We start from the raw sequence: 23,368 nt of genomic DNA, 5'->3' as shown, positions 1-23,368 counted from the left end.
TCGCCTGCGATTCGTCAGGCCGAGGTGCGCAGGCGCGCCAGGTCGCGCAGCGGCGGGGCGCCGAACTGGCGGCTGTATTCGCGGCTGAACTGCGAGGCGCTCTCGTAGCCCACGCGGTAGCCGGCGGCCGAGGCGTCCAGCCCTTCGGTGATCATCAGGCGCCGGGCTTCTTGCAGGCGCAGCTGCTTCTGGTACTGCAGCGGGCTCATCGCGGTGACCGATTTGAAACGGTGGTGCAGCGTCGATGAGCTGAGGTTGACCACCTGTGCCAGGTCGTCGATGCGCAGCGGCTTGTGATAGTGCTGGTTGAGCCACTCGATGGCGCGGGCGATGCGGTGGGCCTGGCTATCGACGATGGCGATTTCCTGCAGGCGCGCACCCTGCGGGCTGCGCAGCAGGCGGTAGTAGATCTCGCGGATGATCAGCGGCGCCAGCGTCGGCGCGTCCGCCGGTGTTTCCAGCAGGCGCAGCAGACGCGACATCGCATCCAGCAGCGACGAGTCGACACGCTCGACGAACAACCCGCGGCTGCTTTGCGAACGGGGCGGCTGCGGAATGCCGGTTTCGGCGATCAGCTCGGTGATCTGCGCCAGGTCCAGCGAAAGTCGCACGCAGAGGTAGGGCTCCTGGGGCGACGCCTCGATCACCCGTCCGGAAATCGGCAGGGAAACGGACGCGATCAGGTAATGCAGCGGGTCGTAGAAATAGATCTCCTCCCCCAGGCAGGCCTGCTTGCGGCCCTGGGCGATCAGGCAAAGACAGGGTTCATAGAGGGCCGGCGTGGAATGCTCGGTCGGCTGGTCGCCACGGATCAGGTCGAGCTTGGAAATCGTGGTGGTGTGCACGCCTTCGCCGGGTACATGGCGCATCACCAGGTCGGCCAGCTCGGTGCGGCGGGTTTCGATCTCCAGCGGCAAGGGCGAATTGGAGGAGTAGGGCAGCGACATGTTCGGACCTCCCGAAGGGCTTTTCGCAAGCTTATCCCGCGCCTTCGCGCGCGTCTGCCCGACGCCGCTCGGACAGCAGAAACGGACAACCAATGAGCAGGATCAGGCAATCATGGGTGGCCAGGCACAGCTCCGATGTCCTCCTTGGTTTTTGAGTGCTAGACGGGCGCGCCGACAGTTTCAGGCAATAAACCAGCAGGAATCGACTACCCGCTGGCGCTTGCCGGGCCCTAGGCTTCACATCAAGGCTGTCTCCGGTTCGGTTCATAGGCTATCGAGTCGCTGCCGGCCTTCCTCTCCCTTCGTTCCAGCGACGCCGCCCAGGCGTCGCGCCCGGCCTATCGACAACAAAGCCCCATCGCCCCCATCGGGAGGACCGCAGCATGTTCGACCAGACCGTTACCCAGTTGGCCCTCATTCGTTCCCGGCGCGGACGCTCGGATGAGCTAGGCGCCCAGCTCTCGACGCTGCTCCAGCCCGCGCATGCGGCGCCGGGTTGCCTGCACTGCGCGGTGCAGCGCGACGCCGGGGACGCGGACCTCTGGCTGGTGCACGCCGTGTGGTCATCGCGCGATGCGCTGATGAGCTACCTCGGCTCGCCGCAGGCGCAGGTGTTCTCGGTGATCATCGACAATTGCAGTGCGCGCGAGCTGGAATTGCGCACGCTGGAAGGCACTTTCGCCGCGCAGGAAGCGGCCCAGCGCTGCGCGGCCTGATACCGGCGGGAGACGACCGGGAGGAGGTTTCGGAGATTGAATGTTCTCCTCCGGGTGATCGTATGACAGGATGCTGGCGCCAATTAATAGAGTGCCGTGGGTTTTCCGATGTCGACCGCTTCTTCCTCGCCAGGCGAGTCCGCTTTTTCCACTGCAAATTCGCTTCGCGTGCGACGATCGCTGCTTTGGATTTCCGCCCTGCTGCTGGCTCTGTTCGTCGCGGCCAGTATTGCCCTGATCACTATCGCACGCAGCCAGAACCGGGCGGCGAACGAGCAGAGCCTCTTCTATGTGAAGAAGGCGCTGGATAATCGCAGCAAGCGCCTACAGGCATCGGTGATGGACTATGCCTTCTGGGGCGAGGCCTATCGCAACCTCCACGCGAAACTCGATCTGGACTGGGCCTACGCCCGGCAGAACCTCGGCCCGACGCTGTTCGACGACCAGGGCTACGAAGCGCTGTTCGTCGTCGACGCCCATGGCGGAACCTCTTACGCGGTGATCGACGGCAAGCTGCAACGGTCGGTGGACGCCGGCCAGTGGTTGCAGCAGGACCTGTCCAGCCTGCTGGCGGCCGCGCGCGAAAGCGCCGAGCTCGGCGAAAGCGTCAGCCGTTACCTCAGCCTCGACGGACGCCCGACGCTGGTCGCCGCGGCGGCCCTGACCACCGGTGGCGACCCGGAGGTCGCCGAAGTGCCGGGGCCGGCCTCGGTGTTGCTGTTCGTCGACACCCTCAGCGACGGCGAATTGCAGGCGCTGGGCGACGACTACGGCATCCACGGGCTGCGCCTGGCCCGGGACGCCGCCGATGCACAGGCCCAGCCGAACCTGGCGCTACCGGTGCAGGACGTCGCGCTGCACCTGCGCTGGGAGGCTACCGAGCCGGGCCATTACCTTCTTTCGCTGGTGCTGCCGCTGCTGGTCAGTGCCGGCCTGATGATCGTCGGCCTGACCGTGTTTGCATTGCGCAGGTCACTGGTCGCGGCGCGGGCGATGGAACTGAACTACGCCAGCCTGCAGGCCGGGCGCGCGGCGCTGGCCGACAGCGAGGAGCGCTTCCGCCAGGTCGCCGAAGCGGCCTCCGACTGGATCTGGGAAATCGACGGCGAGCATCGCCTGACCTACCTGTCCGAGCGTTTCGAAGAGGTCAGCGGGCATTCCCGCGAAGCCTGGCTCGGGCGCCCGATCGACGAGTTGCTGACCAGCGCGGCCGGTTCGGTTTCCGCCTGGCTCGACGGTCACACACCGCGTCCGGGCAGCCGCAGCGTCCTGCAATGCGAATACGTCGCCGGCGACGGACTGGAGCGCGCGTGTTCCCTCTCGCTGCGGCGGATTTCCGGAAGCGCCGGCTATCGCGGCACCGCCGCCGACATCACCGAGGAGATCCAGGCGCGGGCGCGCATCGAGCATCTGTCGCAGCACGACGCGCTGACCGGCCTGCCGAACCGCCGCCGCATGCAGGAATTCCTCGATGGCAAGTTGCAGGCCTCGCCGACCCGCGATCATCCGCTGGTGATGCTCAGCGTCGACCTGGACCGCTTCAAGCCGGTCAACGATGCGCTCGGCCACGCTGCCGGCGACCGCGTGCTCAACGAGGTCTCGGCCCGCCTGCGCCAGTGCCTGCGCGAGGGCGATCTGGTCGCCCGCCTGGGCGGCGACGAGTTCACCCTGATCGTCACCGGCATCTCTTCCCAGTACGAGGTCGAACGGCTGTGCCGGCGGCTGCTCGCGCGCATCCAGCAACCCTTCATGATCGACGACAATGAGGTATTCATCGGCGCCAGCATCGGCATCGCGCTGGCGCCCGCCGACGGCACCCAGGCCGAGGAGCTGCTGCGTTACGCCGACATCGCCCTCTACGAGGCCAAGGAGGCCGGGCGCGACACCTGGCGCTTCTATGCCAGCGGCATGAACGAGCGGGTCGTCGAGCGCCGCTTGCTGGAGCAGGACCTGCGCCACGCGCTGCGCGATGGCGAGCTGCGGCTGGAGTTTCAGCCGCGCTACCGGGTGGATGGGCAGCGCATCGCCGGCGCCGAGGCGCTGGTGCGCTGGCAGCATCCGCAGCGCGGGCGGCTGGCGCCCGACGTGTTCATCCCGCTCGCCGAGGAGACCGGGCTGATCGTTCCGCTCAGCGACTGGGTGTTGCGCACCGCATGCCTGGAGGCGCGCTCCTGGCCGAGCACGGCCTTCGTGTCGGTCAACCTGTCGCCCATCGAGTTCAAGCGCGGCGAGGTGGTCGAGCGGGTCCGCGCAGTCCTCGAGGAAACCGGCTTCCCGCCCGGGCAACTGGAGCTCGAGCTGACCGAAAGCGTGATGCTCGACGATGCCGAGGGCGCGCTGCAGACCATGCTGCAGCTCAAGGCATTGGGCGTGCGGCTGTCGATGGACGACTTCGGTACCGGTTATTCGTCGCTCAGCTACCTGCGCGCGTTCCCCTTCGACGGGCTGAAGATCGACCGCAGCTTCATGAGCGACCTCTCCGACTCGGAGGACAGCCTGGCGATCATTCAGGCGATCGTCGGCCTGGGCAAGGCGCTGACCCTGACGGTGACGGCCGAGGGCGTGGAGACGGCCGATCAGTTGAGCCTTCTGTTGCAGGTGGAATGCGAGGAGGCGCAAGGCTTCTATCTGGGCCGGCCGATGGTGGCGGAGGCGTTCCGCGAGGCCCTGCGCAGCAACCCCTGAAACGAAAACTGCCCGCGCGATGCGAATCGCGCGGGCAGTCCGGATACGGCCACCCGCAGGGCGGGTGGAAGCGTTTGGTGCTTAGAAGTTCACCTTGGCGATCACGCTGAAGGTGTTCTGGTCGGTCTTGCCGACGAACTCGCTGACAGGACCACCATCGCGAATACCGTACTTGTTGCTCCAGTAGTCGTATTCGATACCGACATAGACTTTCTTCTCGCCCATGTTGAGGGCCTTGCCCAGGTCGTACTTGATCTGCGGGTTGATGTGCAGGTTCTTGGACACGTAATCGCCTTTGGATTCCGAGCCCTTGGAGTTCACTACCCAGTCGATGAAGCCGTCGATCAGGACGTCCGAATCGCCGACCGGCAGGGTGTAGGACCAGGCCGGGGTGATCTGCCACTGGCCAGACGGAACCCCGGTGATGCCGTCGGGTTTGCGGTAGTAGAAGTTCAGCTGGAAGTAGTCGAAGCCGGGGATGGCCAGGTCGAAGCCTGGGCCGAGCAGGTAGTTGCGGTTACGGTCCTCGCCGCGCTCGTAGGTGGCGGCCAGCAGTACGTCGGTGACCGGGCCGAAGGAGAAGGTATTGCCGCTCAGCTTGCTGTAGGAGAGACGCGGCGAGAATTCGCCGTAGTAGGTGCTATTGCCCTGACCGCTGTCCGCCTCACCGTTGTAGTTGATCCAGTCGACGAACATGAACATGTCGCCCCAGGTCCAACCGCTGGCGTGTTCGAAAGTCACCGTCTGCTGAATGCCCGGGTTGACCTTGTAGTCGTGGCCGTTCAGATAGGTGAGGCTGTTTCCCTGCCAGAGCAGCGGGCCGTCGGCCATGGCTTGGCCTGCGGCGAGAAGTCCGCCTGCAACGATCAGAGAGGTAAGGGTACGTTTCATCGGTGTTGGCTCCCGGTGCAAAAATTATCGATCTAATAACCTGTCCGTTCAGTCAGGCTTGAGGCGATTTAGCAAGAACGAAGCCAAGAGCTGTCCCTGATGCCCGCCCGTCCGCCAAAGAATCCTTACGGAACAGTCTTTTCTTTTTTTAAGTGCCTATTTTCCAAGGATAACCGGCGGATAGCCAGCATTCCGGTGTGGCACTGCCGGCAGGCGGCCGAACCGCCGCGTGGATAGTTTTCTGACCAGGAGGACAAGTTCTGCTTTAATTTGGGGCGGCCGCGCGGCCGAGGCGGCAGCCTTGGGGCGCCGCAGTGTGCAGACGGCGCGACCAAGGCACCGCAACGGTTCACTCGGCAGGGGAGGAACACAGGTGTCGGCCTGCTCTATAGTGTCGTCACACTCTTGCGCGAGGTTCGCGCCCATCGCTTCGCCTTCAACCGCCTGGTCTTTCCGATGAGTTCCACCACCCGCTTCCCCGGCATGAACCAGCCGGTTCGCGGCATCCTGCTGATCTGCTTCGCGGTGATGCTGTTCTCCAGCCACGACGCCGTTTCCAAATACCTGGCCGGTTTCTACCCGATCGTCATGGTGGTCTGGGCGCGCTATGTGGTGCACACGCTGCTGATGCTGGCGGTGTTCGTGCCGCGCAGCGGGTTGCTGGTGATCCGCACCAAGCGGCCGGGGCTACAGGCGGCGCGTGCGCTGTGCCTGATCGGCTGCTCGCTGCTGTTCACCGCCGGGCTGCACTACCTGCCGCTGGCCGAGGCGACGGCGGTCAACTTCCTCGCGCCGTTGCTGGTCACCGCGCTGTCGGTGCCGCTGCTCAAGGAACAGGTCAGCCGCGGGCAATGGGCGGCGGTGATCTGCGGCTTCGTCGGCGTGCTGATCATCATCCGCCCCGGCGGCGCGCTGTTCACGCCCGCGGTGCTGTTTCCGCTGGGCTCGGCGTTCTGCTTCGGCTTCTATCAGTTGATCACCCGGCGCCTCTCGGAAACCGACAGCCCGACCACCAGCAACTTCCTCACCGGCCTGCTCAACAGCCTGCTGATGAGCGCGGCGCTGCCGTTCTTCTGGCAGACCCCGCAGCTCAGCCACGCGCTGCTGATGATCGCGCTCGGCGCCTGCGGGATGGGCGGCCACCTGCTGATGACCCAGGCGTTTCGCCACGCCGCGCCGGCGATGCTGGCGCCGTTCAGCTACCTGCAGATCGTTTTCGCCGGGTTGATCGGCATGCTGTTCTTCGGCCACACCCCGGATTCCGGGGCGATGCTCGGCATCCTGGTGATCTGCCTCAGCGGGCTGGCCGCCGCATGGCGCCACCGCCGCTGAGCGGCGCCTTCCACTCGCGGCATCCGCTGCAACTAATGGCGCGCCCCGCCAGTCACTCCTGACAGGAGCTTTTTTTCGTCCGCGCCTTACCCGGCGCGGCGGTTCCATCCTGTCGAGGAGGCATCATGAGCAAGACGGTCGGCGATCACCTGCTGGAACGCCTGAGCGAATGGGGCATCGAGCGGATCTTCGGTTACCCCGGAGACGGCATCAACGGAATCATGGGGGCCATGGGCCGGCATGCCGAGGACTTCGACTACGTGCGCGTGCGCCACGAGGAAATGTCCGCCTTCATGGCGGGCGCCCACGCCAAGTTCACCGGCCAGGTGGGTGTCTGCCTCGCCACCTCCGGCCCCGGCGCCATCCACCTGCTCAACGGCCTGTACGACGCCAAGCTCGATCACATGCCGGTGCTCGCCATCGTCGGCCAACAGGCGTCCACCTCGCTGGGCAGCGACTACCAGCAGGAAACCGACCTGCACACGCTGTTCAAGGACGTGTCCGCCTACGTCGAGACCGTGGTCACCCCGGCGCAGCTGCGCCATGTGCTGGACCGCGCATTGCGCGTGGCGATGGCCGAGAAGTCCGTCGCCACGGTGATCATTCCCAACGACGTGCAACAGATGCCGGCGGTGGAGTCGCCGCCGCACAAGCATGCCAACGTGCTCTCCGGCGTCGGCTTCATCGAGCCGCGGCCCTATGCGCGCGACGCCGATCTGCAGGCGGCGGCGGACATCCTCAATGCCGGGGAGAAGGTCGCGATCCTCGCCGGGGCCGGTGCGCTGGGTGCGCGCGACGAACTCATCGCGGTCGCCCAGGCGCTGTCCGCCGGTGTCGCCAAGGCGCTGCTGGGCAAGGCGGCGCTGCCCGACGACCTGCCCTGGGTCACCGGCTCCATCGGCCTGCTCGGCACCCGCGCCAGCTACCAGTTGATGAAGGAGTGCGACACCCTGCTGATCGTCGGCTCGACCTTCCCCTACGCCGAATTCCTGCCCAGGGAAGGCCAGGCGCGCGCGGTGCAGATCGACCTGCACGCGCGCAATATCAGCATGCGCTACCCGATCGAGCAGGCGCTGCTCGGCGACTCGGCGGAAACCCTGGCGCGCCTGCTACCGCTGCTGCAGCCCAAGGCACACGGCGCGTGGCGAGAGAGCGTCGAGCGCAGCGTCGCCGAGTCCTGGGCGGAGCTGGAGGACAAGGCGATGCTTGATGCCGAGCCGCTGAACCCGCAGCGGGTGTTCTGGGAGATGTCCGCGCAGCTGCCGGACGACGCCATTCTCTGCGGCGACAGCGGCTCGCACACCAACTGGTACGCCCGTGACGTGCGTCTGCGCGGCGACATGATGGGCTCGCTGTCCGGCAAGCTGGCCAGCATGGGCAGCGGCGTGCCCTATGCCATCGCGGCGAAGATGGCGCACCCCCAGCGCCCGGTGATCGCCATGGTCGGCGACGGCGCGATGCAGATGAACGGCAACGCCGAGCTGGTGACCGTGCAGCAGTACTGGAAGCGCTGGAGCAACCCGACCTTTATCGTGCTGGTACTGAACAACGGCGACCTCAACCAGGTGACCTGGGAGCAGCGCGCCATTGGCGGCGATCCGAAGTTCGCCCCGGCGCAGGACGTGATCGACTTCCCCTACGCGCGCTACGCCGAGATGCTCGGTTTCAGGGGCATTCGCGTCGACTCCCCGGAGGCCGTCGCCGATGCCTGGCGCGAAGCCTTCGCCGCGGACCGGCCGGTGCTCATCGAGTTCGTCGCCGATCCCAATGTGCCGCCGTTGCCGCCACACATCGAGTTCGAGCAGGCCAGGCACTTCCTCGGCGCGCTACGCAGCGATCCGGATCGCTGGGCGATGATCAAGCAGAGCGCCAAGCAGATCCTGAAATGACCGCTCGGCGCCGCGCCGGAACCGATGGCGACGGGGCGCGGCCCCAATCAGGAGACCCATTCGAGGACCTTAACCATGATCGAAGCCAACATGCTCGTCTTCATCCTCGCCGCGGTGGTGATCATCGCGCTCGACCTGTGGGCCATCGTCAGCGTGTTCAAGAGCCCCTCCAGTACCGGCGCGAAGTTTCTCTGGACGCTGGCGATCGCCGTCTTCCCGGTGCTGGGCCTGATCGCCTGGGGCGTGGCCGGACCGCGCGGCGTCACCGAAGCCCCCAGCTCACCGGAGCACAGCAAGGGTTGATCAGGATTGCCCCCAATCCCGGCCTGCCGCCTCGATCGACCTGTCTGCATCCCTGAAACCTTTGGAGGCACCATGAACGACGACGAACAGCTTGACGAAAAAGACCCGGCCGAAGGCATCCCGGCGCACAGCACGCCCGAGGAACAGGAGCGTTTGGAACGACTCAAACGCGACCCCATCCCGGCGGGCGCGGAGTGATCCGCAACCACGCACGCGAAAAAGCCGGCATCAGCCGGCTTTTTTGTGCGCGTCGGATCAGGCCAGGGCAGGGCGCTTCTGCAGCCGGGCATCCAGGCTGAAGGCGCCAGCACCGAAGGCGGCGACCTGCAACAACCCGCCGGCGATGGCGAAGTTCTTCAGGAAGTGGATCAGCTGGTTCTGGTCGGCAAGTTGGCTGTGGAAGACCAGCGCGGTCGCCACGCTGAACACGGCCATCGCCAGGGCCACCAGGCGGGCGCGCAGGCCGACCAGCAGGGCCAGGGCGAAGCCGATTTCCACCAGCAGCGCGCCAAGGTAGGCGAGGTCGGGCAGCGGCAGGCCGGCGGCGACGATGTAGCTCTTGGTCGCGGCGGGTGCGGCGAGTTTGCCGAAGCCGCTGAAGAGGAACAGGCCGCTGAGCAGCACGCGACCGACCAGGGAGGAAACGGCTTGGGAAGAGGTGTTCATGGTGAATGCTCCTGAGTGAGTGGCGCCGTGTTCAGCACCTTGAAGATAGGTTACTGTGCTGCCGCCCGCGCAAAAATCACCTGAACTGCGCAAAATCGTCCACCTGGAGGGGACAATGAGCCAGCTCGAAGACATGCGCATTTTCGTCGGCGTGCTCGACAACCGCAGCTTCACCGCGGCAGCCGACGCCCTCGGCCTGTCCAAGCAGTTTGTCAGCCGGCGGGTGGCGGCGCTGGAGGAACGCCTGGGCGTGCGTCTGCTGAACCGCTCCACGCGCAAGCTGGACGTCACCACCCTTGGCCACGCCTATTACGAGCGGGCCAAGCGCATCCTCAGCGACGTCGACGACGTCGAGCAGGCCATCGCCCAGCAGAGCGCCGCGCCGCGCGGCTCGTTGCGCCTGAGCGCGCCTATGTCCTTCGGCACCCTGCACCTGAGCACGCTGATCCCCGAGTTCCTGCGCCGCTACCCGCAAGTCAGCATCGAGATGGACCTGAACGACCGTGCCGTCGACCTGCTCGGCGAGGGCTACGACATGGCCGTGCGCATCGGCGTACTGGCGGACTCCTCGCTGATCGCCCGGCAGATCGCGCCGCTGGAAATCGTCACCTGCTGCAGCCCGGGCTACCTCGCCGAGCGCGGTGCGCCTCAGACCCCCGCCGACCTGCGCGACCACGAATGCCTGCTCTACGGGCACGGCAAGAACGTCGAATGGAGTTACCAGATCGCCGGCAAGGCGCAGGGCTTTCCGTTGAGCGGCCGTTTGCGGGTGAACAACGGCGAGCTGATCCGCGACGCCGCCATCGCCGGCCTGGGCATCGCCTGCCTGCCGACCTTCATCATCGGCGAAGCCCTCGCCGACGGCCGGCTGGTGCCGCTGCTGCAACGCTTCGGCCCGCCGCAGAGCAAGGTCTACGCGGTCTACCCGCAGCACCGGCAGTCGTCGCTGGTGGTGAAGGCGTTCGTCGATTACCTGAGGGACGCGTTCGCCGCGTAGCCGAGGGCGATGCGCTTCAGAAGGTCGGTGGCGCGTCAGCGCGGCCGACGAATCCTCCACCGTCAGGGTCGCGCCGGTTGCAGGCGCTCCTGAATGAAATCCAGGAAGCACTGGATGCGCAGCGCCAGTTGCGAGTTGCGGTAGTACACCGCGTGGATTGGCTGGCGGTAGTCGCTCATGTGCTCGGGGAGCAGGCGGATCAGGCGGCCGGCGGCGATGTCGGCGTCGCTCATGAAGCTGGCGATGCAGGCGATGCCCTGGCCGGCGAGCGCCAGGTGGCGCACGGTTTCGCCGCTGGAGGCGGCGATGTCCGGGGTGATCGGCCACTGGTTGCCGCCGTCGTGCAGCAGCGGCCAGAGGTTGAGGCTTTCCGGCTGGGTGAAGCCGATCAGCGAATGCTCGCGCAGCGCGTCGACGCGGGTGGGGGCCGGATGGCGGGCGAGGTAGTCGGGGCTCGCCACCAGATTCAGCGGCGCGGCACCGAGGGGGCGGGCGTGCAGGGTCGAGTCGCTCAGCGTGCCGATGCGGATGGCCACGTCGGTGCGCTGCTCGATCAGGTCGATATTGAGGTCGTTGCTGCTCAATTCCAGCTGGATGTCCGGGTACAGGCGACGGAACTCGCCAATGTGCGGGACCACCGCGTGCAGCATGAATGGCGAGGCGGCGTCGATGCGCAGGCGGCCCGAGGGCGTCTGCCGGCGTAGCGTCAGGCGTTCTTCCAGCGCTTCCATCTGCTGCAGGATGGCCTTGGCGTTTTCCAGGTAGAAGCGACCTTCCTCGGTCAGCTCCATACGCCGCGTGGTGCGGTTGAGCAGGGTGGTGGAGAGCTTCTGCTCGAGGCGCGACAGCGAGCGGCTGAGGGCCGAGGGCGTCAGGCCGAGAAGCTGGGCGGCGGCGCTGAGGGAGCCGCTTTCGACAACGGCGACGAAGTGCTGCAGTTCTTCGGAATGGACTTTCATGGCGGGCCCGAGCCGGCGATGGAGGCGCACATGGTGGCATCCTTCGGCGCTTGCCGCCTAACCGGGTGCGCGCGGCGGCGATTTGCGCTGCCGCCGCGGCTCGCGACGTGCGACTCTATGGCCCATTCCGTCTGCGTCGAGGTATTCGCGCCCATGCTGCGTTCGCGTCTGACCATGTTCTCCATCCTGTTCGTGCTGCACCTGCTGGTTGGCGCCTCGCTGATCCCCTACCTGCCGCTGGAACTGCCGGGCCGCCTTCTCGCCTGGGGCTTGCTGGCGGCGTCCTGTGCGTTGCTGCCGCTGGGCTTTCGCGCCTCCGGGCTGCGCTGGCGCTGGCTCGGCTGGACCGGGCTGATGCTGATGGGAATCTTCTCCAGCCTGGCGGTGTTCTCGCTGCTGCGCGCGCTGGTGGTGGCGGTGCTGGTGCTGATCGGCCACGACCCGGCGGGCTTCGCCGAGCACTCCGCCGAGGCGGTGCTGCTCGGCGTGGCGCTGGTCACGCTGATCGGCCTGTTCAACGCGCGGCGCACAGCGGCGGTGCGCGAAGTTAGTATCGCGGTGCCCAACCTGCCCGCCGGGCTGGAGGGTTTCTCCATCGTCCAGCTCAGCGACATCCACGTCGGCCCGACCATTCGCCGTGGCTACATCGAGGCGATGGTGAAGCGCGCCAACGGCTTGAAGCCGGACCTGATCGCCATCACCGGCGACCTGGTCGACGGCAGCGTGGCGCAGCTGCGCGAACACATCGCGCCGCTGGCCGAGCTGCGCGCGCGGCACGGTACGTTCGTCGTCACCGGCAATCACGAGTACTACGCCGGCGCGCCGGCCTGGATCGCCGAACTGCGCCGCCTGGGCCTGACGGTGCTGCTCAACGAGCATGTGCTGATCCGCCAGAACGATGCCGAACTGCTGCTCGCCGGCATCGCCGACTATTCGGCGGGCATGTACGAACCGAGCCACCGCAGCGATCCGCTCGCCGCGCTGGAGGGCGCGCCCGAGGGTGTCGTCCGCCTGCTGCTGGCGCACCAGCCGCGCTCGGCGCCGGCGGCGCTGGATGCCGGCTTCGACCTGCAGCTCTCCGGGCATACCCACGGCGGCCAGTTCTGGCCGTGGATGCACTTCGTTCGGCTGCAGCAGCCGTGGGTCGCCGGCCTGCACCGGCTCGGCACGCTGCAGGTCTATATCAGCCGGGGCACGGGATACTGGGGGCCGCCGCTGCGTTTCGGCGCGCCGTCGGAGATCACCCGGATCAGCCTGACGGCCGCCAGCGGGCGGTAATTTTTCCCTGAGCGAGAGGTGAGCAATGAGTTCGGCAAAGGTGCGCATCGCGGTGATCGACGACTGGCAGGACGTGGCCCGCGACGTGGTGGACTGGTCGGTGCTCGAGGGCATCGGCGAGGTGAGCTTTCTGCACGACTATCCGGCGGATACCGCCACGCTGATCGAGCGGTTCGCCCCGTTCGAGGTGATCTGCGTGATGCGCGAACGCACCCGTTTCGACGACGCCCTGCTGGCCGGCCTGCCGCGCCTCAGGCTGCTGGTCACCGGGGCGATGCGCAATGCCGCCATCGACCTTGCCAGCGCCACGCGCCGCGGCATCCAGGTCTGCGGCACCGACAGCTACAAGCAGGCGGCGCCGGAACTGACCTGGGCGCTGATCATGGCGCTGGGACGCAACCTGCTGGCCGAGGCTGCCTCGTTGCGCAACGGCGGCTGGCAGGTCGGGCTGGGCCGCGACCTGTACGGCAAGACCCTCGGCATCCTCGGCCTGGGCGCCATCGGCCAGCGCATCGTCGGCTACGGCCAGGCGTTCGGCATGCGCGTCATCGCCTGGAGCGAGAACCTCACCGCCGAACGTGCGGCGGCTCTGGGCGTCGAGTACGTCGACAAGCGCACCCTGTTCGAGCAGGCCGACGTGCTCACCGTGCACCTGGTGCTTGGCCCGCGCAGCAGGGGCCTGGTCGACGCGCAGGCGCTGGGCTGGATGAAGCCCACGGCGTACCTGGTGAACACCGCCCGCGGGCCGATCGTCGACGAAGCGGCGTTGATCGCCGCGCTGCAGGAAAAACGTCTGGCCGGCGCCGCGCTGGATGTCTTCGACCAGGAGCCGCTGCCCGCCGATCACCCGTTCCGCCACCTCGACAACGTCCTCGCCACGCCGCACGTCGGCTACGTCAGCGAGGCCAACTACCGGGTGTTCTACGGCCAGATGATCGAAGACATCCAGGCCTGGGCCGCGGACGCGCCGATTCGGGTGATCGGCTGATCGACGCGTTCTGCCGAGGATCGCAGGACGAGCTCCTCCATTGTCGCCGTGGCCCGGCGGACCGGCGTTGCGAGCTCTTCTTGCCGGGCTCCTGTGCGTCGCTATACCGCAGTGGTGGACTCAAGTAATCTCGCCGCCCGCCGAATAACAGGGTGCCTGGCACCCTCCGGCGCCCGTCATTCGCAGCGAGAGATCACATGTCGCAACCCAAGTCCCGCATAGCCTGGCAGCTCGCCGTGGCATTGGCCCTCATTCTCGTGGTGATGATCGGTGCCAGCACGCTGTTCGCACTGCGTTCGCTGGATAGCGCCAACTTCGCCACCCGTGAGCAGCACCTGGCCAGCGAGGCGCGCCTGCTCGCCGATCAACTGGCGACCTTCCACGGCAGCCTGCGCGAGAGCACGCAGCGCCTCGCCAGCCTGTTCGAGAAGCGCTTCGCCAGCGGCCTGAGCCTGCACGCGGACGAGCGGGGCGCGGTCGGCTCGCTGACCCCGCCGACGCTCTATCTGAACGGTCAGGTGCTGAACAACGACTTCGACCTGGTCGACGAGTTTCGCCAGCTCACCGCCGGCGCCGCCACGGTGTTCGTCCGCGACGGGGCGGAGTTCGTCCGTGTCACCACCTCGTTGAGCAAGCAGGACGGCAGCCGCGCCATCGGCACCGTGCTCGACCACGCGCACCCGGCCTACCAGCGCCTGCTCGCCGGGCAGGGCTACGTCGGCCGCGCGTCGCTGTTCGAGCGGCTCTACATGACCCAGTACACCCCGGTGCGCGACGCCAGCGGCCAGGTCATCGCGGTGCTCTTCGTCGGCTTCGACTACACCGACGCGCAGAACGCGCAGTTCGCCAACCTGGTGCGCTTCCGCATCGGCCAGACCGGCTCGCTGGCGCTGCTCGACGAGCAGGGCAAATGGCTGGTGCCGCCGGCCGGCGCCAACGATCCCGCCGCGCTGGCACCGCGCGCCGCCGAGCTGGCCCGCGAGCCGGGCCGCGGGCAGTTCTTCAACGACGGCCGCGAGGACTTCTACGGCGTCGCCGCGCCCTTCAGCGAAGGGCCCTGGCAGGTCATCGCCAGCCTGCCGAAGAAGGAAATCCGCGAAGTGACCTGGCACGTCGGTAGCCAGCTGGCCCTCGGCAGCCTGCTGGCGATGCTGATCGCCGCGGCGCTGGTGATCGGCCTGCTGCGGCGCAAACTGCGTCCGCTCGGCGAGCTGGTCCGGCAGGCCCGCGCCCTCGGCGGCGGCGATCTCAGCGCGCGGATGACGGTCAGCAGCCACGACGAGATCGGCGAACTGGCGAGCAGCTTCAACCACATGGGCAGCGCGCTGGCGGACATGGTCGAGCACATCCGCAGCGCCTCGCTGCAGGTGAGCAGCCGCGCCCACGCGCTGTCCGGGCTGTCCAGCGGCGCCTACGAGGGCATGGAGCAGCAGTCCGGCGAGATCGCCAGCATGGCCGGCGCGGTGGAGGAATTCAGCGCCACCTCGCTGAACATCGCCGACAACATGCGCGAGACGGAGCGCATGGCCAGCGACAACGCGCAGCAGACGCGCATCGGCCTGCGCAGCATGGACGAGGCCTCGCGGTCGCTGGAGCAGATCGCCAGCGCGCTGAACGGCACGGCGACGGTGATCGACACGCTCGGTCAGCGCTCGCAGGAAATCGGCGGCATCGTCGGGGTGATCACCTCCATCGCCGAGCAGACCAACCTGCTGGCGCTCAACGCCGCCATCGAGGCCGCGCGCGCCGGCGAGGCCGGCCGCGGTTTCGCCGTGGTCGCCGACGAGGTGCGCAACCTCGCCGCGCGGACCCGCGAGGCCACCGAGCAGATTTCCGGGATGATCGGCAGCATCCAGAGCGAGACCAGCAGCGCCATCAGCACCATGGAACACGGTCGCCAGTTGATGCAGGGCGGCCTGGAACTCAACGCCAAGGTGGGCGCCGCGCTGTCGCAGATCGCCGGGCAGAGCGAGGCGGCGGGCGAGCAGTTCGCCGCCATCACCACCGCCACCCAAGAGCAGAGCAGCACCGCCACGGCGCTGAGCTCCAACCTGCAGGGCATCGCCCAGGCCAACAGCGAACAGCGCGAAGTGGTCGCCCACCTGGCGGAAACCGCGCAGGAACTGAACCGCCTGGCCGACGAGCTGCGCCACGAAATCAGCCGCTTCCACGGCTGAAATGTGTCAGCGAAGGTTCTCGTAGGCGTGCCATGCGCACCGGGGCGGGTGTGTCGTTCAGGGTAATCCCATCGGTGCGCGCGGCGCACCCTACGTCAGCCACGGCCAGCGCCGGTGGTGGCTGCGGGCGATCGTTCATCGGCAACCCGCCTCAGACCAGCGCGTCGATCACGCCGCCATCCACGCGCAGCGCCGCGCCGCTGGTGGCCGAGGCCTGGGTGGAGCAGGTGTAGACGACCAGGTTGGCGACTTCCTCCACCGTCGCCAGGCGCTGGATGATCGACGACGGCCGCTGGGTGCGGACGAACTCGGCGCCGACTTCCTCCAGCGACTTGCCGGTCTCCTCGACCTGCTCGGCGAGCATCTCGCCCACCCCCTCGGACAGCGTCGGCCCCGGCAGCACCGCGTTCACCGTCACCCCGCTGCCGGCCATGCGCTTGGCCAGCCCGCGGGAAATCGACAGCAGCGCGGTCTTGCTGAAGCCGTAGTGGATCATGTCCGCCGGGATGTTCTGCGCCGATTCCGAGGACAGGAACACCACCCGGCCCCAGCCGCGCTCGGCCATGCCCGGAACGTAGCTGCGGGCCAGGCGCACGCCGGACATCACGTTGGTCTCGAAGAAGCGCGTCCATTCGTCATCGGGAATCTCGAAGAAGTCCTGCGGGCCGTAGACGCCCAGGTTGTTCACAAGGATGTCGCAGTGCGGATGCTTCTCCAGCAGGGCCGCGCAGCCCTCCGCGCTGCCGAGGTCGCCGACGAAACCGAGCAGGTCGGCCTGCGGGTATTTCTCGCGGACCCTGGCGATCGCCTGTTCCACCTTGTCCGCATGGCGGCCGTTGACCACCACGCGGGCGCCGGCGGCAGCCAGGCCCTCGACGATGGCCAGCCCGATGCCACCGGTGGACCCACTGACCACCGCCTGTTTGCCCGAAAGATCGATGTGCATGCTGCTTCTCCTCATGGCTGGGCGCGGAGCCGCGGCGGCAGAACATGCCCGGCGCCTCGCCGTGGAAAGTGCCGGGATGGCCGAAGGCGTCCTTCGGCCGGGCGAGAGAATCTTTGCGCTATCCTCGGCTCGAACCTAGTTCAGAGACCCGCCGGCCGTGCGCGGTTCCTTCCTTTCTTCCAAGGAGTCCAACGATGAACAAACGTCCTCTCGGCCATTCCAGCCTGGAAATCGCCCCGCTGGTGTTCGGCGGCAACGTGTTCGGCTGGACCATCGACGAGAAGACCAGCTTCGAGCTGCTCGACGCCTTCGTCGACGCCGGCCTCAACGCCATCGATACCGCCGACATGTACTCGGTGTGGGCCGACGGCAACCAGGGCGGCGAGTCGGAAACCATCATCGGCAACTGGCTCAAGGCCAATCCGGGCAAGCGCGACAAGGTGCTGATCCTGACCAAGGTGGGCATGGAACTGGGCGCCGACCGCAAGGGGCTTTCCAAGCGCTGGATCGAGCGGGCGGTGGAGGATTCGCTGCGGCGGCTGCAGGTGGAAACCATCGACCTGTACCAGTCGCACCTGTTCGATCCCGAGGTGCCGCTGGAGGAAACCCTCGGCGTCTACCAGCGCCTCATCGAGCAGGGCAAGGTGCGCGCCATCGGCGCTTCCAACCACGACGCCGGCCAGTTGCGCCAGGCCCTCGACGTCAGCGCGGCCAGCGGCCTGCCGCGCTACGCCACGTTGCAGCCGGAGTACAACCTCTATGACCGCAGCGGCTACGAGGGCGCCCTGCGCGACCTGGCGATCGAGGAAGACCTTGGCGTCATCACCTATTACAGCCTCGCCTCCGGCTTCCTCTCCGGCAAGTACCGCTCCACGGCCGACCTCGACAAGAGCCCGCGCGGCGAGGACATCGAGAAGTACCTCGACGCTCGCGGCCAGCGCATTCTTTCCGCGCTCGACGGGGTTGCCGACAAGCACCGGGCGACGCCGGCCGAGGTCGCCCTGGCCTGGCTCATCGCCACGCCCGGGGTTACCGCGCCGATCGCCAGCGCGACCAGGCGCAGCCAGCTGGACAGCCTGGTCAAGGCGGTCAGCCTGACGCTGGACGGGGAAGACATGGCGATCCTGAACGCCACCGGCGCCTGACCGCCGGGGAGGGCGGTTCCGCCCCGGCGAGGCGCTGCCGCCCACACGCAGCGCTGCGACTCAGGCCAGTCCGCCGTTGGCGCGCAGGACTTGCCCATTGATCCAGCCCGACTGCGTGCCTGCGAGGAAGGCCACCACGGCGGCGATGTCGTGCGGCTCGCCGAGGCGCTCCAGCGGCGGCATCCGGGCGAACTGGCGGATCTGTTCCTCGCTCTTGCCGTCGAGGAACAGCTCGGTGGCGACCGGCCCCGGGGCGACCGCATTGACGCGGATGTTGCGCCCGCGCAGCTCCTTGGCGAACACCGCGGTGAAGGCTTCCACAGCGGCCTTGCTGGCGTTGTAGATGGCGTAGCCCGGCAGTTTCAGGGCCAGCGCGGTGCTCGAGAAGTTGACGATGCGGCTGCCGTCGTTCATCCGCGCCGCGGCCTCGCGCAGGGTATTGAAGGTGCCGCGGGTGTTGATTGCGAAGGTCCGCTCGAAGAGTTCGTCGTCGTGTTCGGCCAGCGGCGCGGTCTTGAGGATGCCGGCGTTGTTCACCAATACGTCGACGCGGCCGAGGCTGGCCTCGGTTTCTTCGAACAGCCGGCGCACGTCCCCGGCGCTGGCGACGTCGGCCTTGACCGCGACGGCGCGGCCGCCATCGGCGACGATCTGCGCCACCACGAGGTCCGCCTCGCTGGCGCTGCTGGCGTAGTTCACGGCGACCGCGTAGCCATCGGCGGCAAGGCGCCGGGCGATCTCGGCACCGATGCCGCGGGAGGCGCCGGTGACGATGGCGACGGGTGATGGGGTCTGGCGGTTCATGGGCAATCTCCGAAGAAAGTGAGGGGCCGTTTGCGTAAGGCACAGGTTCACATGCTCACTGCCGGGGATAAATACGCGGGAATTGGCGTTACCATTCAACGATCGCCAACAATCGAGGGGCTGCTCCATGGATCAGGTCAGGGCCATGAAGGTCTTCGTGAGGGTCTTCGAACGCAACAGCTTCACGCTGGCCGCCGAAGACCTGCAGATGCCCCGCGCCACGCTGACCCACGTGATCAACCAACTGGAAGCGCGCCTCGGCACCCGGTTGCTGGAGCGCAGCACGCGGCGGGTGCGGCCGACGCTGGATGGCGAGGCCTACCACGAACGTTGCGTGCACCTGCTCGCGCAACTGGAGGAGGCCGAGCACGCCTTTCGCAGCGTGGCGCCCAAGGGACGCTTGCGCGTCGATCTGAACGGCACCCTGGCGCGGCATTTCGTGGTCCCGGCGCTGCCCGAGTTCCTCGCCCGCTACCCGGAGATCGAGCTGTCGCTGAGCGAGGCCGACCGCTTCGTCGACCTGATCGAGGAGGGGGTCGACTGCGTGCTGCGCTCCGGCACCCTGGGAGATTCCTCGCTGATCGGCCGGCGCGTGGCGAACCTGGCGCAAATCACCGCCGCCAGCCCGGCGTACCTGAGCCGCTATGGCACGCCGCAGCGCCTGGAAGACCTCGCCGAACACCGCGCGGTGAACTACGTGTCGAAGTGCAGCGGACGCTTCTTCCCGTTCGAGTTCAGCGTCGACGGCGAGGTGCGCGAGGTGGAGATCCAGGGCGCGCTGACCGTGTTCGGCGTGGAGATCTACGCCGCCTCGGCGCTCGCCGGCCTCGGCCTGGTGCAGGCGCCGCGCTACCGCTTCGCCGCGCAGCTCGAGCAGGGCCTGATGTGCGAGGTGCTGCCGCAATTCCCTCCGCCGCCGATGCCGGTCTCGCTGCTCTACCCGCAGAACCGCCACATGTCACCGCGTGTGCGGGTGTTCGTCGACTGGCTGACGGGTGTGTTCCGCGAGCAGGTGCCGGGCTGAAGTGGTACTCGCTCAGCTCGCCTCGAAGATCGTCAGCGAACGGCGCAGGTGCTCGAGCATTTCGCGCCCGGCCCTGGACAGGCGCTGGCCGCGGCGCATCAGGATGCAGGCCTCGGAGGAAAGGAAGGTGGCGTTCGCCACCGGCAGCGCGACGACCTGCCCGGCGCGCACTTCCTCGGCGACGGCGAACCGCGGCAGCAGGCTGATGCCGCATCCGGAGAGTACGTAGGTCTTGATGATTTCCAGCGAGGTGGTGGTCAGCTCCGGGCGCAGGCTGACCTTCTCGTAGGTTTCCACGCGCCGCACCAGTTGGCGGATGCCGATGCTTGGCGAGGTCAGCGCCAGCGGATAGCGGGCGATGGTGGGGAAGTCCACCGGCTCGCCGCGCAGCGCCAGTTCGTGCCCGGCGGGAACGATCAGGTGCAGCGGCTGGTGCGCGTGGGCGATCACTTCCAGTTCCGGATTGGTCATCGGCGCGAACACCAGGGCGAAGTGCGCGCGTTCTTCCAGCAGTTCGCGGGTCAGCTCCGGCACGCTCATGAAATCCAGCGTCAGTGGCGACTGCGCACGCGCCAGCAGCGAGCCCAGCGCACCGCTCAGCGCCGGCAGGAAGCCCTCGCTGGCGACCACCCGCAGCGAGTCGTCCATGCGCGTGCGCAGGTTGTCCAGGCGGGTCAGCGCATGGTCGACGCTGGCCTGCTGTTCCTCGTGGCATTCCAGCAGCACCTGCGCCGCCTCCGAGCCGCTCACGCCCTTGCGCCCGTTCTTCTCCAGCAGGGTCAGGCCCAGCTCCTTCTCCAGCAGGGCGATCTGCCGGCTGACCACCGAGGGTGCGATGTCCAGGCTGTCGGCGGCGGCGCGCATCGAGCCGTGGCGCAGTGCAGCGGCGAGATAGCGGATGCGCTGGAAACCTTGTTGCTCCACGAGGGGTTCTCCTTTCGTTGACCAGATGGCAACGGTAATCCGCTTTTGGGGGCATTGTTCGAGGCCCGCGGTCTACCTAAGATTCGTATCAACCAAGGGGCGCAGACCCCACGGAATTCAAGCTTCGCCTTTTCGTTTCGACTGCCCTAGACCTTATTTACCTGCTGTCCGCCTGGGGAGTCCGCATGTCTATTTTCGATGACTATAAACGCAAAACCGTCGGTTCCGCCCGCTGGGCGGAGCGCGCCCGTGCCGTGATGCCGGACGGCGTGACCGCCGACACCCGCGTGTTCGAACCGCATGGCCTGTACATCAGCCACGCCCAGGGCACCTACAAGACCGATGTCGACGGTAACGCCTACCTGGATTTCTTCGGCGGCCACGGCTCGCTGGTCCTCGGCCATGGCTACCCCAAGGTCAACGCAGCGATCGCCGAGGCGTTGTCCCACGGCGTGCAGTACGCCGCCAGCCACCCGATGGAAGTGCGTTGGGCCGAACGTATCGTCCGGCAGATTCCCGGTGTCGAGAAGGTTCGCTTCGCCGGCAGCGGCACCGAGGCGACCCTGCTGGCGTTGCGCATGGCGCGGGCCTACACCGGGCGCCGCAAGATCCTGCGCATCGCCACCCACTACCACGGCTGGCACGACTTCTCCGCCTCCGGCTACAACAGCCACTTCGACGGCCAGCCGGCGCCCGGCGTGCTGGAGGAGATCGCCAGTCACACGCTGCTGATCCGCCCGGACGACTTCGCCGGCCTCGCCGCCGCCTTCGAAGCGCACGGCGCCGACATCGCCGCGATGATCGCCGAGCCGGTCGGCTCGCACTTCGGCGTCACCCCGGTTTCCGACGAGTTCCTCCAGGCCGGCGCCGAGCTGGCTCGCCGCCAGGGCGCGCTGTTCATCCTCGACGAGGTGATTTCCGGCTTCCGCGTCGGCAACCACGGCATGCAGGGCCTGCTCGGCCTGAAGCCGGACCTCACCTGCCTGGCCAAGGCCGCCGCCGGCGGTCTGCCCGGCGGCATGGTCGGCGGCCGCGAGGAGGTGATGGCGGTGCTGGCGCGGGATTCGGCGCACAAGGTGCTGCACCAGGGCACCTTCACCGGCAACCCGGTGACCGCCGCCGCGGCCATCGCCACCATCGACGAAATCGTCGAACGGGACGTTTGCGCGCGCATCAATGCGCTCGGCGAGCACGCCCGGCAATCGATGAACGCGCTGTTCGCGCGCAAGGGCCTCGACTGGCTGGCCTACGGACGTTTTTCCGGCTTCCACCTGATGCCCGGCGCGTCACCCCATGAGAGCGATCCGTCGCGGATCACCCGCGGCGAGTTCGCCAGACCCTCGCCGAAGATGATCGCCGCCATGCGCATGGCGTTGATCCTCGAAGGCGTGGACATCGGCGGACGGGGATCGGTGTTCCTCTCCTTCCAGCACGACGAGGGCCACATCGAGCAATTGGTCGAGACCTTCGACCGCGTGCTCGACCGGCTCGCCGACGAAGGCCTGCTGGACACGCCCGCCGCCTGATCTGCCGCCACCGCCCGCAACGCTGCCCGCGGCCTCTCGCGGCGGGCCGTGCTGCCTCCAACACTTTCGCTTTCGGGGAACTCACATGAACACCAGTCTCAAACTCGGCGGGGCCTTCATCGGCCTGATGGTCGGTGTCGGCTTCGCCTCCGGCCAGGAAATCCTGCAGTTCTTCACCAGCTTCGGCTGGGCCGGCCTGCTCGGCGGGGTGGTCGCCACCGCACTGCTGGCCTTCCTGGTGATGAACCTCTACCAGATCGGCAGTCGCCTGCGCACCGGCTCGCACAAGGAAGCCATCGAGTACATCTGCGGGCGCCACCTGGGCAAGGTGGTCGACGTGATGCTGACCTTCTTCCTGTTCGGCAGCGTGGTGGTGATGCTCGCTGGCGCCGGCTCCTCGTTCGAGCAGCAGCTCGGTGTGTCCCACTACATCGGCGGCGCGATCCTCAGCGTGCTGACGGTGGTCACCGTGTGCCTCGGGCTGAAGAAGGTCATCACCCTGATGAGCCTGATCACTCCGGTGCTGATGGTAATCGTGGCGATCATCGCGGTGTACGCGCTGACCAGCATGGACAAGCCGTTCGGCGAACTGGAACCGATCGCCCTGGCCCAGCCGCAGGCGGCCGGCCACTGGCTGCTCAGCGCGCTGCTCTACGTCTCCTACAACATCGCCGGCACCGCTGCGGTGCTGGTGGTGATCGGCAGCAGCGTCGGCGACACGCGCAAGGCCGGCATCGGCGGGATTCTCGGTGGCGTCGGCATCGGCGCGCTGATCATGGTGATGACCGTGGTGATGATGGCGAAGATCGACGTGGTCGCCGGCAGCGCGATTCCCACGCTGTTCCTCAGCAACCTGCTGTCGTCCTGGTTCGGCGACGTGATGCTGGTGCTGCTGCTGGTCAAGCTGTACTGCACCACGGTCGGTCTGACCTACGCCCTGGCCGCCCGCGCCGAGGCCTACGGACTGCCGTTCAAGACCTCGGTGGCGGTCAGCGTGGCGCTGGCCTTCGCCGGCAGCCTGTTCGGCTTCGTCAAGCTGGTCGGCATCGTCTACCCGGCGATGGGTTACCTGGGTTTCGTGCTGATGGCCGCGATCATCGTCGCCTGGGTGCGCAACCGTCGCCAGCAACCGGCGGCACAGCCGGCCTGATCCACGCCTTTTCTCAACGCC

Annotated in this window: 21 protein-coding genes and 1 pseudogene; 15 read left to right on the top strand and 7 right to left on the bottom strand. The window is 67.5% G+C overall.

Annotated elements, in window-relative coordinates:
• Positions 1–14: 14 nt before the first annotated feature.
• The gene (locus BLV15_RS00760; protein WP_090223767.1) at positions 15–947 is read right to left on the bottom strand and encodes an AraC family transcriptional regulator; all 933 of its coding nucleotides are present in this window, start codon (positions 945–947) and stop codon (positions 15–17) included.
• A gap of 383 nt (positions 948–1,330) precedes the next feature.
• On the opposite strand from BLV15_RS00760, the gene BLV15_RS00755 reads away from it, so the two are divergent.
• Entirely contained in the window at positions 1,331–1,663 is a 333-nt protein-coding gene (locus BLV15_RS00755) for a putative quinol monooxygenase (protein ID WP_090223765.1), read from the top strand.
• A 168-nt stretch (positions 1,664–1,831) separates the two neighbouring features.
• Positions 1,832–4,348: a bifunctional diguanylate cyclase/phosphodiesterase gene (locus tag BLV15_RS00750; protein WP_245728115.1), complete on the top strand. Its 2,517-nt coding sequence runs from the start codon at positions 1,832–1,834 to the stop codon at positions 4,346–4,348.
• An 81-nt stretch (positions 4,349–4,429) separates the two neighbouring features.
• Here BLV15_RS00750 and BLV15_RS00745 read toward each other — a convergent pair whose 3' ends face one another.
• Positions 4,430–5,239 (bottom strand): outer membrane protein OmpK, encoded by an 810-nt coding sequence (locus BLV15_RS00745; protein WP_090223761.1) that lies wholly within the window; start codon positions 5,237–5,239, stop codon positions 4,430–4,432.
• A gap of 456 nt (positions 5,240–5,695) precedes the next feature.
• Here BLV15_RS00745 and BLV15_RS00740 point away from each other — a divergent pair, with 456 nt between their 5' ends.
• From BLV15_RS00740 to BLV15_RS22370, 4 genes are all read left to right on the top strand, one after another.
• Positions 5,696–6,571: a DMT family transporter gene (locus tag BLV15_RS00740; protein ID WP_090225154.1), complete on the top strand. Its 876-nt coding sequence runs from the start codon at positions 5,696–5,698 to the stop codon at positions 6,569–6,571.
• Between the two features lie 125 nt (positions 6,572–6,696).
• Complete coding sequence (locus tag BLV15_RS00735) at positions 6,697–8,460, top strand: thiamine pyrophosphate-requiring protein (RefSeq protein WP_090223760.1); 1,764 nt, start codon at positions 6,697–6,699, stop codon at positions 8,458–8,460.
• Between the two features lie 75 nt (positions 8,461–8,535).
• The gene (locus BLV15_RS00730) at positions 8,536–8,763 is read left to right on the top strand and encodes a PLD nuclease N-terminal domain-containing protein (RefSeq protein ID WP_090223758.1); all 228 of its coding nucleotides are present in this window, start codon (positions 8,536–8,538) and stop codon (positions 8,761–8,763) included.
• Positions 8,764–8,835: 72 nt separating this feature from the next.
• On the top strand, positions 8,836–8,961 hold the full coding sequence (locus tag BLV15_RS22370; protein WP_255964534.1) for a hypothetical protein: 126 nt from the start codon (positions 8,836–8,838) through the stop codon (positions 8,959–8,961).
• Between the two features lie 57 nt (positions 8,962–9,018).
• Here the strand turns inward: BLV15_RS22370 and BLV15_RS00725 are convergent, their stop codons facing one another.
• Positions 9,019–9,429: a DoxX family protein gene (locus tag BLV15_RS00725; protein WP_090223756.1), complete on the bottom strand. Its 411-nt coding sequence runs from the start codon at positions 9,427–9,429 to the stop codon at positions 9,019–9,021.
• Positions 9,430–9,544: 115 nt separating this feature from the next.
• On the opposite strand from BLV15_RS00725, the gene BLV15_RS00720 reads away from it, so the two are divergent.
• Positions 9,545–10,426 (top strand): LysR family transcriptional regulator, encoded by an 882-nt coding sequence (locus tag BLV15_RS00720; protein ID WP_090223754.1) that lies wholly within the window; start codon positions 9,545–9,547, stop codon positions 10,424–10,426.
• Between the two features lie 62 nt (positions 10,427–10,488).
• On the opposite strand, the gene BLV15_RS00715 is transcribed toward BLV15_RS00720, so the two are convergent.
• Complete coding sequence (locus tag BLV15_RS00715) at positions 10,489–11,385, bottom strand: LysR family transcriptional regulator (RefSeq protein ID WP_090225153.1); 897 nt, start codon at positions 11,383–11,385, stop codon at positions 10,489–10,491.
• 153 nt (positions 11,386–11,538) lie between these two features.
• Between BLV15_RS00715 and BLV15_RS00710 the strand changes: the two genes are divergently transcribed.
• The 4 genes and pseudogenes from BLV15_RS00710 (at position 11,539) to BLV15_RS22435 (ending at position 15,828) form a co-directional block, all read left to right on the top strand.
• Complete coding sequence (locus tag BLV15_RS00710; RefSeq protein ID WP_090225151.1) at positions 11,539–12,663, top strand: metallophosphoesterase; 1,125 nt, start codon at positions 11,539–11,541, stop codon at positions 12,661–12,663.
• Positions 12,664–12,688: 25 nt separating this feature from the next.
• On the top strand, positions 12,689–13,651 hold the full coding sequence (locus BLV15_RS00705) for a D-2-hydroxyacid dehydrogenase family protein (protein WP_090223753.1): 963 nt from the start codon (positions 12,689–12,691) through the stop codon (positions 13,649–13,651).
• Positions 13,652–13,848: 197 nt separating this feature from the next.
• A pseudogene (locus tag BLV15_RS22440) lies at positions 13,849–14,967 on the top strand (Cache 3/Cache 2 fusion domain-containing protein); the annotation flags it as partial.
• Positions 14,965–15,828, top strand: coding sequence for a methyl-accepting chemotaxis protein (locus tag BLV15_RS22435; RefSeq protein ID WP_425438508.1), 864 nt, complete (start codon positions 14,965–14,967; stop codon positions 15,826–15,828). The pseudogene BLV15_RS22440 and the gene BLV15_RS22435, both read left to right, overlap by 3 nt.
• Positions 15,829–15,979: 151 nt before the next feature.
• Here BLV15_RS22435 and BLV15_RS00695 read toward each other — a convergent pair whose 3' ends face one another.
• Positions 15,980–16,774, bottom strand: coding sequence for an SDR family NAD(P)-dependent oxidoreductase (locus tag BLV15_RS00695; protein ID WP_090223749.1), 795 nt, complete (start codon positions 16,772–16,774; stop codon positions 15,980–15,982).
• A 194-nt stretch (positions 16,775–16,968) separates the two neighbouring features.
• On the opposite strand from BLV15_RS00695, the gene BLV15_RS00690 reads away from it, so the two are divergent.
• Complete coding sequence (locus BLV15_RS00690) at positions 16,969–17,919, top strand: aldo/keto reductase (protein WP_090223748.1); 951 nt, start codon at positions 16,969–16,971, stop codon at positions 17,917–17,919.
• Positions 17,920–17,979: 60 nt separating this feature from the next.
• Here the strand turns inward: BLV15_RS00690 and BLV15_RS00685 are convergent, their stop codons facing one another.
• Entirely contained in the window at positions 17,980–18,723 is a 744-nt protein-coding gene (locus BLV15_RS00685) for an SDR family oxidoreductase (protein WP_090223746.1), read from the bottom strand.
• 127 nt (positions 18,724–18,850) lie between these two features.
• Between BLV15_RS00685 and BLV15_RS00680 the strand changes: the two genes are divergently transcribed.
• Positions 18,851–19,747, top strand: a complete 897-nt coding sequence (locus BLV15_RS00680) for a LysR family transcriptional regulator (RefSeq protein WP_090223744.1) — start codon at positions 18,851–18,853, stop codon at positions 19,745–19,747.
• A gap of 12 nt (positions 19,748–19,759) precedes the next feature.
• Here BLV15_RS00680 and BLV15_RS00675 read toward each other — a convergent pair whose 3' ends face one another.
• Positions 19,760–20,671 (bottom strand): LysR family transcriptional regulator, encoded by a 912-nt coding sequence (locus tag BLV15_RS00675; protein ID WP_090223742.1) that lies wholly within the window; start codon positions 20,669–20,671, stop codon positions 19,760–19,762.
• Positions 20,672–20,856: 185 nt separating this feature from the next.
• On the opposite strand from BLV15_RS00675, the gene BLV15_RS00670 reads away from it, so the two are divergent.
• Both BLV15_RS00670 and BLV15_RS00665 read left to right on the top strand, forming a co-directional pair.
• Positions 20,857–22,197, top strand: coding sequence for an aspartate aminotransferase family protein (locus BLV15_RS00670; protein ID WP_090223740.1), 1,341 nt, complete (start codon positions 20,857–20,859; stop codon positions 22,195–22,197).
• 85 nt (positions 22,198–22,282) lie between these two features.
• Positions 22,283–23,347, top strand: coding sequence for a YkvI family membrane protein (locus tag BLV15_RS00665; RefSeq protein ID WP_090223739.1), 1,065 nt, complete (start codon positions 22,283–22,285; stop codon positions 23,345–23,347).
• Positions 23,348–23,368: the final 21 nt, after the last annotated feature.

The sequence above is a fragment of the Pseudomonas kuykendallii genome, assembly GCF_900106975.1.
GTDB lineage: Bacteria > Pseudomonadota > Gammaproteobacteria > Pseudomonadales > Pseudomonadaceae > Pseudomonas_O > Pseudomonas_O kuykendallii.
The sequence above is the reverse complement of the archived record's forward strand: the minus strand, read 5'-3'. Positions and strand labels throughout refer to the sequence as shown.

Bases quoted from the DNA above. Each gene is read 5' to 3' on its own strand.
- BLV15_RS00760 (WP_090223767.1), bottom strand. From the start codon at position 947: ATGTCGCTGCCCTACTCCTCCAATTCGCCCTTGCCGCTGGAGATCGAA.
- BLV15_RS00755 (WP_090223765.1), top strand. From the start codon at position 1,331: ATGTTCGACCAGACCGTTACCCAGTTGGCCCTCATTCGTTCCCGGCGC.
- BLV15_RS00745 (WP_090223761.1), bottom strand. From the start codon at position 5,239: ATGAAACGTACCCTTACCTCTCTGATCGTTGCAGGCGGACTTCTCGCC.
- BLV15_RS00740 (WP_090225154.1), top strand. From the start codon at position 5,696: ATGAGTTCCACCACCCGCTTCCCCGGCATGAACCAGCCGGTTCGCGGC.
- BLV15_RS00735 (WP_090223760.1), top strand. From the start codon at position 6,697: ATGAGCAAGACGGTCGGCGATCACCTGCTGGAACGCCTGAGCGAATGG.
- BLV15_RS00730 (WP_090223758.1), top strand. From the start codon at position 8,536: ATGATCGAAGCCAACATGCTCGTCTTCATCCTCGCCGCGGTGGTGATC.
- BLV15_RS22370 (WP_255964534.1), top strand. From the start codon at position 8,836: ATGAACGACGACGAACAGCTTGACGAAAAAGACCCGGCCGAAGGCATC.
- BLV15_RS00725 (WP_090223756.1), bottom strand. From the start codon at position 9,429: ATGAACACCTCTTCCCAAGCCGTTTCCTCCCTGGTCGGTCGCGTGCTG.
- BLV15_RS00720 (WP_090223754.1), top strand. From the start codon at position 9,545: ATGAGCCAGCTCGAAGACATGCGCATTTTCGTCGGCGTGCTCGACAAC.
- BLV15_RS00715 (WP_090225153.1), bottom strand. From the start codon at position 11,385: ATGAAAGTCCATTCCGAAGAACTGCAGCACTTCGTCGCCGTTGTCGAA.
- BLV15_RS00710 (WP_090225151.1), top strand. From the start codon at position 11,539: ATGCTGCGTTCGCGTCTGACCATGTTCTCCATCCTGTTCGTGCTGCAC.
- BLV15_RS00705 (WP_090223753.1), top strand. From the start codon at position 12,689: ATGAGTTCGGCAAAGGTGCGCATCGCGGTGATCGACGACTGGCAGGAC.
- BLV15_RS22435 (WP_425438508.1), top strand. From the start codon at position 14,965: ATGGGCAGCGCGCTGGCGGACATGGTCGAGCACATCCGCAGCGCCTCG.
- BLV15_RS00695 (WP_090223749.1), bottom strand. From the start codon at position 16,774: ATGCACATCGATCTTTCGGGCAAACAGGCGGTGGTCAGTGGGTCCACC.
- BLV15_RS00690 (WP_090223748.1), top strand. From the start codon at position 16,969: ATGAACAAACGTCCTCTCGGCCATTCCAGCCTGGAAATCGCCCCGCTG.
- BLV15_RS00685 (WP_090223746.1), bottom strand. From the start codon at position 18,723: ATGAACCGCCAGACCCCATCACCCGTCGCCATCGTCACCGGCGCCTCC.
- BLV15_RS00680 (WP_090223744.1), top strand. From the start codon at position 18,851: ATGGATCAGGTCAGGGCCATGAAGGTCTTCGTGAGGGTCTTCGAACGC.
- BLV15_RS00670 (WP_090223740.1), top strand. From the start codon at position 20,857: ATGTCTATTTTCGATGACTATAAACGCAAAACCGTCGGTTCCGCCCGC.
- BLV15_RS00665 (WP_090223739.1), top strand. From the start codon at position 22,283: ATGAACACCAGTCTCAAACTCGGCGGGGCCTTCATCGGCCTGATGGTC.